This is a genomic window from Streptomyces sp. NPDC059788, assembly GCF_042732265.1.
Lineage (GTDB): Bacteria > Actinomycetota > Actinomycetes > Streptomycetales > Streptomycetaceae > Streptomyces.
The window spans coordinates 141,597-154,174 of the sequence record NZ_JBHWHY010000018.1; the positions used below are offsets into that span (position 1 = coordinate 141,597).

Here is a 12,578-nt window from a genome sequence, read left to right on the forward strand (position 1 = left end):
CGAACCGACCGTACGCGTCCGTGACGGGATCAGCGGGCGGACTGGCCGGCGGCCCTGACGACGGCCTGTCCGGTGGCGGGACGTTGTTCGAGCGTGATGTCCACGCCCGGGGCACTGTGGTGGAGGACCGGGGAGAAACCGGCGCGGTCGAGGGCTGCTTCCTGCGACGCGGCGGTGCGCGCGGCGGCCTGGCGGGCACCGGACGACAGGTGGTTGCAGGTGATGTGCCACACGCGGGGCGTGTGGGCCAGACGCTGTTGCAGCAGGGCCGGGTCGGCGGGCAGGTTGTCCAGCGCACCGGCCGCGGCGGCCGTCCGGGCCGTGCCCAGGTCGGCGCGTCCCGTGAACGCCTCCTTGAAGGCACTGGCGATCAGACCGCACCGCGCTCCGCTGAAGAGAACGGCGTCGCCGGGGGCGTCGTGGATGCGCAGGGTCCTGATCACGGCGCGGGTGTCCCACTGGCGGCTGTCCTCCTTGCGGATGGCCAGGTGGGACGTGGCGATGGGGACGGCCAGCAGCAGCACGAGCAGCAGCTGCTGGTACGGACGGACGACGGTGGCGGCCAGCGCGAGCAGCAGGGCCAGGGCCGGCAGGCAGAACAGCAGGTAGCGGTAGGCGAAGAGGGGGTGGCCGAGGGAAACGGCCATGAGGAGCAGCGGCGGCACGGCCAGCCAGGGCACACCGACCGCGAGCGCCAGGGACGGAGCCTTGCGCCGGCGCACCACGAGGAGGGCCAGGGCGGCGAGGGCGGTGAAGGTGAGCAGGAGTTTCAGCGCGGTGGGCAGGGTGCCCTGGCCGGGGGTGAGGAGCCAGGTGAAGTAGCTGAACGGTGTCCCGGCGGTGACCGGTGCGGCTTCGCCCACGGCGGAGCTCTGGGCGGAGGCGAGGACCAGCAGCGGAACGACGGCGGCGATTCCCGCGGTCAGGGCCAGGAGCAGGCGTACGACGACGCGGCGGCCGGGGCGCCGTAGGAGCACGGTGACCGCGTGGGCGGCCACCAGCAGCAGCCCCAGCAGGTTGAACCAGCCCAGCAGGGCGATCAGCACGACATAGGCGACCAGCCACCGGCCTCGGGCACGGCTGGACAGGGCCTTCACCAGCACGCCCGTGGCCGGCACCGCCACCGCCATGACGAAGGCGAACGAGCGGGCCTCCTGCGCGTACCGCGACGCGGTCGGCAGCACGGCGAGCAGCAGCCCCGCGTACAGCCCCAGACGCGGACCGCCGAGCAGCCGCCCCAGCCAGGTGAGGCCGGCCACCGCGACGGCCACCGCCACCGCGGAGGGCGCCCGCGCCGTGAATTCGTTGAGCCCCCCGGTCATCTGCCCGACCAGGTACATCAGCACGTAGTGCAGCCCGTGCACTGCGTCGACCTGCCCCAGCAGCTCCATCATCTGCGGCCAGGACCGCCGCGCCACGTCGATGGTGACGATCTCGTCGGTCCACGCGGAGGGGTCCCAGTTGCCCGATACACCGAGAACGAGCGCGATGACCGGCGACACCCACCCGGCCACGCGCATCCACAGGGCACGGCCGACGGACGCGCCGGGTATGACGGGCAGGGCGGGCCGGGGCGAGGTGGCTGTCACGGTGATGCTTTCGTCGCTGGTGCTCCCCGCACCGGGCGGTGCTGGGACGGGCGGCGAACAGCATCATGGGTGACGCCGGGCAGGACGCACTCCCGCGTTCATTACATTATGTGCAATACGGACCTAACATCCAAAGAGGTGCCGGCCGCGACCGGCACGGCTTGGGCACGCTCCACCGTGCGGCACGACTCGCTGCACGGTGGAGCTGGGCGGCCGAGGACCGGTTCCTCACGCGTCCTGTGCTCACTCACCACGCGACCCCACTCGGTGCTTCGGGTGGCGGCCGATCTCGATCGCAGCGCAAGCCGCTACCGCCATGAAGCCCGCGTCGAGGGCTTGCCGACGCTCTTCGGTTTTCTCCTGGCACACGGAGCAGCCTGCGACGGGTGACGGGTCCAGGTCGAACGGTTCCGAGAGGTGGACGGGTGGGCTGAGGTATCCGTCTGGCGTCATGGGGATCACCCTTGTGCCATGTTGCCGGGGGCAGCCGATGCGCGCTCGTCCTCGGTCGCCAGCCGGAGCCCGGAAGTCTCTGCTGTCCAGCCGTTGCCTCCCGAGTCCATGAGCAGCACTCCGCCCTCAACCTCCAAGAGCACCGTGCCGACACGGCTGTTACTTCGATCGAACACCCTGACGCCTTGCCTATAGGTCATCTCGCACAACTTTCGCTTCATCCCTGCCGGGGAACTGCTACGCAAAGCCAACCGCCGCAGCGTGGGGAGGGATAGCGTGGAAAGGGGTAGTGAAAGACAGTGAATCCCCTTGCCTCATACAGCCGGTCAGCGCCGATCGTGCGGGAGTCAGCCGTGGCGAAGGTTCCAAATGGCAAGTTGTCCGACTGGCTGGAGCGCTCGGGCTGGAGCAAGCGCGCACTCGGCCGGGCCGTACAGGTGAGGGCCGCGGAGCGAGGACATCCTCACGTGTCCTCCGACACGTCCAGCGTCTCGCGGTGGCTACGGGGGGAACACCCACGTCAACCGGTACCAGCGATCTTGGCCGACCTGTTCACGGAGCGGTTCGGTTACCGAGTGACCACGGGGGACCTCGGCCTGGGAGGGTCACCCACCGTTGACCGGGCGCTGACGTACAGCTCATCGTGGGACGCGACAGTCACTGCTGTCATGGAGCTAGGAAGGGCAGACGTGGACAGGCGAATGTTTCTCGCAGGAGTCCCTTTCACGGCTGTCGCGGGTATCGGGCCGTCCCGCGATTGGCTGCTGAGTACGCTCGACCAAGACCAGTCCCGGCCGGGCCGGCGGGTAAATCTCGAAGACGTTGTCGCGGTGCGGAACATGTTCGGCGTATTCCAGAAGATGGATATCTTCCAGGGCGGCGGGTCCGGGCGTCGTGCTCTCACCGAGTACCTGAATCAGCACGTGTTCCCCTTGCTCAAGCGGACGTACACAGAGGACGTACGCAAAGCGCTCTGTGAAGCGGCCAGTGAGCAGACCTACTTGGCCGGGTGGATGGCCTACGACAACGGCGAACACGGCACCGCTCAGCGGTTCCTGATCCAGTCGCTCCGCCTGGCGGAGGAAAGTGGTGACGCCGCTCTGGGCGCCCATGTGCTGGCAGGCATGGCGGACCAGGCCACGCTGGTGGGACACCCTGCGGAGGGGCGTCGGCTGGCCCAGGCCGGGCGGCACGGCTTGGCGAAGACCACGTCGAACGCGTGCCTGGCCGACCTCTGGACACTGGAGGCGCGCGCCCTCGCCGTACTCGGTGAGCCCAAGGCTGCGGCTCGCGCGGTCCACGAAGCACAGGCCGCGTACACAAGGGTCGATTTGGCCGCCGAGCCCGAGTGGGCAGCCTTCATCGACCCCGCCTACCTCGGTGGGGAATGGGCGAACACCTTCCGGGACATGGGGCGGCCCGATCATGCGGAGCAGCACGCGCAGTCCTCGATCCGCTATGCGGAGCGGCAGAAACGGGCCCGTCGTGGCGCCATGTCCCAAGCCGTGGTGGCGGTATCCCATTTGCAGCGGAACGACCTCGACGCGGCGCACGCCGCCGGAGTACGGACGCTGGATCTGGCTGCCCAGGTGAAGTCGAGCCGCTGTGTGGAAGCCGTACAGGACATCCAGCGCCGCATGGTGCCCTTCGGGAAGAACTCCCTCGTGGCCGACTTCAACGAGCGCGCCCGGTCGCTCGTCCGCGCCGCATAGACGCACAGCCGCAGAGACGGACAGCTGAGGGCGGCCCCCTACATGTACGAGGCCGCCCCCACGTGCGTGCCGGGCCGCTACTGCTGCTGCGCCACCGCCGCCTGCGGCCGGATCGGGAGGCGGCCTATCGGGCGGCCCGTGGCGGCGCGTACGGCGGAGGCCACGGCGGCCGGGGAGGTGACGACGGGGATCGCGCTGGCGGGTTTGGCGCCGAAGGGGGCGACGACGTCGCGTTCCTCCACGAGTTTGACGATGCGGATGTCGGGGACGTCGAGGGCCGTGGGCATCGCGTAGCCGGTGAGGTCGGGGTGGCGGACCTGGCCGCGGGTGGTGCGCAGGTTCTCCATCAGGGCCGCGCCGAGGCCCTGGGTGACGCCGGCCTCGATACGGGCGCGGAGCTGGCGCGGGTTCAGGACGCGGCCGACGTCCTGGGCGACGGTCATCTCGACGACGCGGATGGTGCCGAGTTCGATGTCGACGTCCGCGACGCAGCGGATCGCGCAGAAGGCCAGGCCCACGAACGCGTCGCCCTGGCCGCTCTCGTCCAGCGGCTCGGTGGGGTGCGGGCGGCACTGGGCGGTGGCCCACAGTTCCTTGCCGTCGAGGGCCTCGGCGACGGTGGTGCTGAGGACGCCGTCGTACGAGGTGATCTTGCCGTCGTTGATCTGGAGGAGTTCGGTGGACATGCCGAACTTGTGGGCGAGGGGCTGGAGGAGCTGCGTACGCACCATCTTCGCGGCGCGTTCGACGGCGCCGCCGGAGACCCAGGTGTGGCGCCCGTGGCAGGCCCGCCCGGCGGGCGGCTGATCGGTGTCGACGCCCGCCACGTGCACCTCTTCGATGCCCAGGGTCTCCTGGACGATCTGGCGGGCCAGGGTGGAGAACCCCGAACCGGTTTCCACCGCGGCGCACAGCACGGTGGCGACCGAGCCGCTGACCTTGACGGTGGCGGTGGAGACCTCGTCGGTGCCCTCCGCGCCGAGCATGTGGACCATGCCGAGCGCGTAGCCGACGCCGCGGCGCACCGCGGACGGCTCGCCCGCGCCCTCCGGGCCGCCGGGCAGCAGCCAGTCCTCCTCCGGTGTGTCCTTGGGCAGTTCGGGCAGCGGCTCGTCCTTGACGGCGCGCAGCAGTTCGGCGACCGGCGCCGGGCAGGTGACGGTCTGGCCGGTGGGCAGCAGGTCGCCGGTGGCCATGACGTTGCGCAGGCGCAGCTCGGCCGGGTCCATGCCGAGCTTGCCGGCCAGCTTGTCCATCTGGCCCTCGTACGCGGCGCACACCTGCATGGCGCCCTCGCCGCGCAGGTGCCCGGACGGCGGGTTGTTCGTACGGACCGCCCAGCCCTCGATGAAGGCGTGCGGCACGACGTACGGGCCGCAGGCGAAGGACACGGCGGCGGCCAGCGCCTCGGCGGAGGTGTCCGCGTACGCGCCCGCGTCCATCAGGATCTGCGCCTCGACCTTGACCAGCTTGCCCTCGGCGTCCGCGTGGTGGCGGTAGCGCAGCAGGGTCGGGTGGCGGTGGGCGTGGCCGAGGAAGGACTCCTCGCGGGTGGCGGTCAGCTTGACCGGGCAGCCGGTGCGCAGCGCCAGCAGCCCGAGGGACAGCTGCATCCCGGGGTCCTCGCGGTCCGCGGTGGCGCCGGGCACGCCCGTGACGACGACGCGGACCCGCTCCGGCTCCAGCCCGAAGCAGGCGGCGGCCAGGTCGCGGTCGGTGTGCGGGTCGGTGGAGGCGGTGTAGATCTCCACGCCGCCGTCCGGGCGCGGCACCGCGAGCCCGGCCTCGGCGCCGATCGGCGCCGGGTCCTGGCGGCCGATGCGGTACAGGCCCTCGACGATGGTCTCGCCGACCACCTCGGGGTCGCCGAAGTGCAGCGGGATGTGCCGGATCAGGTTGCCGTCCGGGTGCAGCGGCTCGGCCTCGAAGGCCAGTTGCGGGTCGGTGACCGGCTCCAGGACCTCGTACTCGACGGCGATGGCGGCCGCGGCCAGCCGGGCCGTGTCGGGGTGGTCGGCGGCGACGGCGGCGATCGGCTCGCCGTGGTGGCGGACCACGTCGTGCGCGAAGACCGGGCGGTCGGGCGTGCCCCGGCCGTGCCCGGCGTCGCCCGGCACGTCGGCGTGCGTGACGACGGCCCGGACGCCCGGCATCTCCACGGCCTGCTTGGTGTCGACGGACCGGATGCGGGCGCTGGCGTGCGGGGAGCGCAGGATCGCGGCCCACAGCAGGCCCTCGGCCCACAGGTCGGAGGCGTACGGGAAGACGCCCTCCGTCTTGGCGGGCGCGTCCGCGGACGGGAGGGAGACGCCGAGGCCGTGCGGCGGCGGTTCGGCGGGTACGGGGACGCCGGCGGCCGGGGTCGCGGTGACGGCGCCGGCGCCCTCGGATGTGCCGGTCATGCGGAGCCTCCGGACTGCGGATCTGCGCCCGGGCCGTGGGGGTGCGGCCCGTGGGGGTGGTGGCCGTGGGAAGCGGGGCCCTGCGGGTCGGCGGGGCCCGCCTGGTGGGGGATGCGGGGAGTACCGGTGCCGGGCTCCTCGGGGGCGGCGGCCGCGGCCTCCTCGGCCGCCGCGGCGGCGTCGGCACGGCCGCGTACGACCTCGTTGACCGCGTCGAGCACGCCCCGGTAGCCCGAGCAGCGGCACAGGTTGCCGCAGAGGGCCTGGCGGGTCTCCAGCTCGGTGGGGGCGTGGTTGCCCTCCAGCAGGTCGTGGACGGTCATGGCCATGCCGGGGATGCAGAACCCGCACTGCACGGCGCCCGATTCGGCCAGGGCGCACTGCACGTCGGAGGGCGCGCCGTGCTGGGCCAGGCCCTCGACCGTACGGACCTCGCTGCCCGCCGTGGTCGCGGCGGGCACCAGGCACGACGCCACGAGCCGCCCGTCGACCTGGACGGAACAGGCCCCGCACTCGCCCTGCGAACAGCCGTCCTTGGCCCCGGCGAGGCCCAGCCGCTCCCGCAGCACGTACAGCAGCGACTCGCCGATCCAGGCGTCGGTGACGGGGCGGTCGGTGCCGTTGACGGTCAGCACGTAGGAGGTGTGCGGGTGTTCGTCGTGGGGGTCTACGGGGTCGGGATCGGTGAGGGCGGGGTCGGGGTCCGTCGCCGAGAGGGCTTCGGCCGTGGCGGGTTCGGTGGTCGGGGCGGGAGGTTCTGCCGCCTCCACGGGGGGTGTTGTCCGGGGTTCTGCCGCTGCGAGGGGGGCCCCCGGGGTGGCGGGGTCCGCGGCCGCGGGTTCGGGGTGGGCCGCGGGCTCCGGGGCCGTTACGGGCTCGGCGGGCGCGGCCGGGGACACGGGGGTGCCGGCCGGGGCGTCCGGCGCGGGCCGGACACCGGCCTCGGCCGGGGAGGCCGCACCGGCCGGGGCGTGCTCGGCCTCCGGGTGGACGGTTTCCGGGGAGGCGGCTTCCGGGGAGGCGGCTTCCGCGGGCATGCCGTCGGCGGGCCGCTCGGGCCCGGCCGCTTCGGGGGCGGCGGGCGGGGCGTCGGGCAGTACGGCGGCCGGGGGCGCGTCCGTGCTGCCGCCGCCGGGGGCTTCCGGGGTGGCGTCGGCCTCGGCGGGGACGTCTTCCGTGCGCGGCTCCTCCGTACGCGCGTCTTCCGCACGCGCGTCTTCCGTACGCACATCTTCCGCACGCGGCCCGTCCGGATGCGTCTGCTCCGTAGGTGCCCCGTCCGGATACCCCTCTTCCGGACGCGTCTCCTCCGGACGCGTCTCCTCCGTATGCGTTTCGTCCGTGCGCGCTTCGCCCGTCGTACGCGCTTCGTCCGTACGCGCCTGCGCAGCGTGCGCCCCGGCCCCGTCCGCGGCCGGCTCGGCGGCGTCGGCGGGACCGTGCGCGACCGGCCCGGCGACCGGGTCGGCGGCGGGCTCCGGGGCCTGCCCGGCGTCCTCGACGGCCGCCGGCTCCGTACGGGGTTCCTCGTGCGGCTGGTGGCGCGGCGGCCACTGGGCCAGCGCGTCGGCGGGCAGCGACCAGTTGCCCGCGCCGCCGCCCGCGGTCTCGCCGGCCGCGGGCGCGCCGAGGCCGGGGTCGTAGCCGGGCGTCACCTGGTCCGGGGGGCGGTGTGCCGCCGGGTCGTACGGCAGGTGGCCGGTGCCGGCGTCCGGGTGCTGGTCGGTGGTGAAGTTCCAGTGCCCGGTCGCCGCCGGGTCGTGCCCGTGCTCGATGTGCCCGTACGCGTTTCCGTATCCGGAGGCCGGGTTCGTACGGTCGTCGCCCAGCAGGTATTCGCCGGACTCCTCCAGCACCTCGTCCGGGGCGGTCGGGATCGCCCACTGGCCGGTGGTGCCGCTGGAGCCGTCGGTGCCGGCGGCGGGCCAGAGCGCGTGCGAGGCGCCGTCCGTGCCGTCCGCGTAGTGGCCGCCCGGTACGCCGGTGTGCGGCACGCCGTCCGGCATGCCGTGCGCGGGCAGGTCCGTGGCCGGGACGTCCGCGAACGGCATCGTCCACTGCCCGGTGGCCGACGGGTCGGTGGTCGCGCCGGGCGTCGGCGGCGCGAAGGAGGACGGCGGGGTGTAGCCGTGGCCGGGCGCGGCGAGCGGGTCGGCGCCGTACCCGCCGTGGTCACCGGCGCCGGGCACGCCGCCGTGGGCGTCCGCGGTGCCCGTGCCGTGCGCGTCCGGGTAGGCGGGGTAGCCGTAGCCGCCCGGGTAGGGGCCGCTGGTGAAGCCCTCCGGGAGCTGGACGAAGGCGGTGGCCTCCGACTCGTACTCGTTGCCCTGGGGCAGCGGTTCCCACCGCTGCCGGTCCTGTGGCCGCACCACGCGCAGCGGCTGGGTGTCCTCGGGGCTGTTGCGCCGGTCGGGACGGTCGGGACGGTCGGCGTCGCTCACGAGAGCGCCCTCCCAAGTGCTCGGCGGGCCAGGGCCGCCACCGTACGGCGCAGGTGCAGCGCGGCGGGCGGCAGGGTCTGCGGCTCGGTGCCGTCCTGCGGCGGGGGCGGGTCCGGGATGCAGGCGGCGGCCACGTAGTCGCCGAAGGCGGCCAGCGCCTCGGGCACCAGCTTGCGTTCGCCGTCCCAGTCGATGATGGAGGCCACCCACTGCTCGGCCTCCAGGGGCCGCAGCGGCATGGCGGCCACCGCGCCGACCGCGCAGCGCACGCCGCGCCGGGCCGGGTCCAGGACGAGGGCGACCGAGGCGGTCGCGCGGCCGGGGCCGGTGCGGCCGGTGGCCTTCAGGAAGGTCTGGGGGGCGTGCAGCAGCGGCACCCGTACGTAGCCGACGAGTTCGCCGGGGCGCAGCATCTCGCGGCCGGCCAGCAGGTGGCTGACGGGGATCTCGCGGCGGGCGCCGCCGGGGCCGGCGATGACCAGGTTGGCTTCGAGGGCGGCCAGCACCGGCAGGGTGTCGCCGGTGGGCGCGGAGGTGACGATGTTGCCGCCGAGGGTGCCCGCGTTGCGGACCTGCGGGGGTCCTGCGGCGCGGGCGGCGGCGGCCAGGCCCGGGATGAGCGCGGCGAAGTCGGGGCGGCCCATGCGGGCGAGGGTCAGGCCCGCGCCGAGCAGGGCGTGGCCGTCCTGGTACTGCCAGCCGCGGATCTCGCTGATCCGGCCGAGGCCCACCAGTCCCGCGGGCCGCAGCAGCCCGGAGTTGACGGCGGCCATCAAGTCCGTACCGCCCGCGACGGGCACGGCGGCGGGCATGGCGGCGAGCGCCGCCACGGCCTCGTCGAGCGAGGCCGGCAACGTCACCGATTGCGAAGCCTGCGGTGCGTGCGTGGTCAACCCAGCTGCCCCTTCCCCGGTGTCCCGGCTGTTCCGCTCCGCCGTACGGTACGTGCTCACGGTCCGGACGTGGCAACTCTGGCACATCTTTGCAGGCCCGCGGTGCTAGGGCCCGGCTTCGGGACGCCCTCGCGCGGCAGGGGGCGCTCCACGGGCTGGACATGGCCGATTTTCGGGGCGTTCGGGACGTACGGGACGGCGCCCCGGCCGGAGCCGGGGGCCGTCCTGCGCGCGGGCGGGCGCTCCCGAGGACACCTGATGCGATGTACCGGACATACCTCACCCTGGTTGCCTTGGCTGCGTTCCGCGGGCCACCACCGTCCCAGCAACCGGGCGCTCCGGCGGCCCGCATCCGCCCCGGCTCACACGTTTGGGGGCGACCCCTCGATCGGGCGTCCGAGCAACCCGGGGCGCCGCTGCCACGGGAGGGGGCCACCGGGTGGCCGGTAGTCGACGCCGAGGGCGTCCAGGCGGCGGTAGTGGTCGGCCATCCGGCGGGTGAAGCCGGCCTGGTCGCGGTCCTCGGGGGGCGGCAGCTGCGACCAGGCCACCTCGGCGAAGGCGGCCAGGCGCGGGAAGACCTGGTAGTCCAGGCGCTGCTGGCTCTCCATCACCTCGGTCCACACGTTGGCCTGGGTACCGAGCACCCGGGCGGCCTCCTCCGGTGTCAGCTGCGGGGGCACGGGCTCGAAGCGGTAGACGTCCTCCAGAGTCCGTACGTAGCCGATCGGTACGGGCTCGTCGGGGCCGCCGTGCTGCCGGTGGTCGAGGTAGACCTGCTGCTCGGGGCACATGACGACGTCGTGGCCCGCACGGGCGGCGGCGATACCGCCCGCGTAGCCGCGCCAGGACGACACCGCGGCGCCGGGCGCGAGGCCGCCCTCCAGGATCTCGTCCCAGCCGATCAGGCGGCGGCCGCGGTCGGTGAGCCAGCGGTCGAAGTGCCGGATGAACCAGCTCTGCAGCTCGTCCTCGTCGGCCAGGCCCAGTTCCTTCATGCGGGCCTGGGCGTGCGGCGACGCGCGCCACTGGTCCTTGGGGCACTCGTCGCCGCCGATGTGCACGAACCGGGAGGGGAAGAGGGCGAGGACCTCCTCCAGGACCCCTTCGTAGAAGCGCAGGGCGTTGTCAGTGGGGGCCAGTACATTCGGATTGACGCCCCACGTGTCCCAGACCTTGAGGGAGTTGGTGTCGATGACGTCGGTGTTGCCCAGTTCCGGGTATGCCGTGATGGCGGCCTGCGAGTGGCCCGGAATATCGATCTCCGGGACGACGGTGATATGCCGCGCGGCGGCGTAGGCGACGATCTCTCGGATGTCGTCCTGGGTGTAGTAGCCGCCGTGCGGGCGCTCGTCCCACAGGGGTGAGGCCCGGTGGCCGAGCTTGGTGCGCTCCCGCCAGGCGCCGGCCTCGGTGAGCCGGGGGTAGCGCTGGATCTCGATCCGCCAGCCCTGGTCGTCGGTGAGGTGGAAGTGCAGGACGTTGAGCTTGTGCGCGGCGAGCAGGTCGATGTAGCGCAGCACGCCGTCCTTGGGCAGGAAGTGGCGGGCGACGTCGAGCATCATGCCGCGCCAGGCGAAGCGGGGCGCGTCCTCGATGCGTACGGCCGGCACGGACCAGCGGTGGCCGGGGCGCAGCGGCGCGCGGCGGTGCGCGTCGGCGCCGAGCAGCTGCCGCAGGGTCTGCGCGCCCCAGAACACGCCGGCCGCGCCGCCGCCGAGGAGGCTGACGCCGTCGCTGTCGACGGTCAGCCGGTAGCCCTCGGGGCCGAGGGCGTCGGCGGTCTCCGCGTCGACGCGCAGGCGGATCGCGCCGCCGTCCCCGGAGGCGCTTCCGCCGTCCCCGGGGGTGCTGCCACCGTCCGTACCGCCCTTGCCGTCCCCGGCGGTGCCGGGCGGGAGCGGCAGGCCGGTCGCGGCGCCGACGGTGCCGCGCAGCCAGGCCGCGGTGGCCTCCGTGCCGGGTCCCGCGTCCAGGACGGTCCCCGGTCCGGGGTGGAACGCGCCGTCTTCCGGCCGGGTGTCGCGGGGCAGTGGTATCAGGCCGGTCTCCGTTCGCGCGCCGGCCGCCGTCACTGCGTCCTCCATGTGCTGAGCCTTCCATTCCTTGGGCGAAGAGTGGTGGGTGGTGGTGAGAGGTGGGGGTGGTGATGGGGTGGAGATAGAGGTGGGCGGGGGCTCGTCAGTCCTTCACCGCGCCGCCCAGCCCCGACACCAGCCTGCGCTGGACGAGCACGAAGAACACCAGTACGGGCACGGTCATCACGGTCGACGCCGCCATGATTCCGCCCCAGTCGTTCTCGTCCGGCTTGAAGAAGACCAGCAGGGCCATCGGCAGGGTGGAGTTCTCCGTCGCGCTGATGATGAAGGACTTGGCGAAGAGGAAGTCGTTCCAGGTGGTGATGAAGGAGAAGACGCTGGTCGCGACGAGCCCGGGGAAGACGAGCGGGAAGAGGATCTGCCACAGGAAGCGGGCGCGGGACGCGCCGTCCAGGTAGGCGGCCTCCTCCAGGGCCTCGGGGACGGCCTTGACGAAGCCGCGCAGCATCCAGATCGCGAAGGGCAGCGAGAAGGCGAGGTGCGGCAGGATCAGTGAGCCGAGGGTGTTCAGGCCGATGCCGGGCACGGTTTCGCCCATGTCCCGCATCAGGAAGAACAGCGGGATGGTCAGCGCCTCGACCGGCACCATCTGCGCGACCAGGAACATGACCAGCAGCGTCGTACGGAACCGGAAGCGGAAGCGGGTCACGGCCGTCGCCGCCAGGAAGGCGATCAGCGCGGAGACGATGACGACGACGCCCGCCACGAACAGGCTGTTCAGGAAGTAGCGCCCGAAGTCCTGCTGCTGGAAGACCCGCCGGAAGGCGTCCAGCGAGGGGTGCAGGGTCCACGGCAGCGGCTCGGTGGACTGCACCTCGCCCGCGGGTTTGAAGGCGGACAGCACCATCCAGTAGAGGGGGAAGGCCACGGCGGCGGCGATCAGCAGCGCGCCCGCCTCGGCGGCCAGCCGCCCGGGCCGCCGGATGCGCGGCATACGGACCACGGTCAACGTTCCTCCCCCACTCGCGCTTCCTCCCCCATGCACGGCT

Annotated in this window: 7 protein-coding genes; 1 reads left to right on the forward strand and 6 read right to left on the reverse strand. The window is 73.3% G+C overall.

Annotated features, from left to right (window positions below; translation table 11 throughout):
* Positions 1-29: 29 nt before the first annotated feature.
* Positions 30-1,589 (reverse strand): hypothetical protein, encoded by a 1,560-nt coding sequence (locus tag ACFV57_RS17900; RefSeq protein WP_385232447.1) that lies wholly within the window; start codon positions 1,587-1,589, stop codon positions 30-32.
* 1,292 nt (positions 1,590-2,881) lie between these two features.
* Between ACFV57_RS17900 and ACFV57_RS17905 the strand changes: the two genes are divergently transcribed.
* Complete coding sequence (locus tag ACFV57_RS17905) at positions 2,882-3,754, forward strand: transcriptional regulator (RefSeq protein ID WP_385232449.1); 873 nt, start codon at positions 2,882-2,884, stop codon at positions 3,752-3,754.
* Positions 3,755-3,831: 77 nt separating this feature from the next.
* Here ACFV57_RS17905 and ACFV57_RS17910 read toward each other — a convergent pair whose 3' ends face one another.
* The 5 genes from ACFV57_RS17910 to ACFV57_RS17930 all read right to left on the reverse strand — a co-directional run bounded on the left by ACFV57_RS17910 (position 3,832) and on the right by ACFV57_RS17930 (position 12,523).
* Positions 3,832-6,156 carry a xanthine dehydrogenase family protein molybdopterin-binding subunit gene (locus ACFV57_RS17910; RefSeq protein ID WP_385232452.1) on the reverse strand — a complete coding sequence of 775 codons (2,325 nt, stop codon included), beginning with the start codon at positions 6,154-6,156 and terminating at the stop codon, positions 3,832-3,834.
* Entirely contained in the window at positions 6,153-8,597 is a 2,445-nt protein-coding gene (locus ACFV57_RS17915) for a 2Fe-2S iron-sulfur cluster-binding protein (RefSeq protein ID WP_385232455.1), read from the reverse strand. Before ACFV57_RS17915 ends, ACFV57_RS17910 begins: the two co-directional genes overlap by 4 nt.
* Entirely contained in the window at positions 8,594-9,490 is an 897-nt protein-coding gene (locus ACFV57_RS17920; RefSeq protein ID WP_385232458.1) for an FAD binding domain-containing protein, read from the reverse strand. The genes ACFV57_RS17915 and ACFV57_RS17920 overlap by 4 nt, the downstream gene beginning before the upstream one ends.
* 362 nt (positions 9,491-9,852) lie before the next feature.
* The gene (locus ACFV57_RS17925) at positions 9,853-11,577 is read right to left on the reverse strand and encodes a beta-N-acetylhexosaminidase (RefSeq protein ID WP_385232461.1); all 1,725 of its coding nucleotides are present in this window, start codon (positions 11,575-11,577) and stop codon (positions 9,853-9,855) included.
* Positions 11,578-11,671: 94 nt separating this feature from the next.
* On the reverse strand, positions 11,672-12,523 hold the full coding sequence (locus tag ACFV57_RS17930; protein ID WP_385232464.1) for a carbohydrate ABC transporter permease: 852 nt from the start codon (positions 12,521-12,523) through the stop codon (positions 11,672-11,674).
* Between the last annotated feature and the right edge of the window lie 55 nt (positions 12,524-12,578).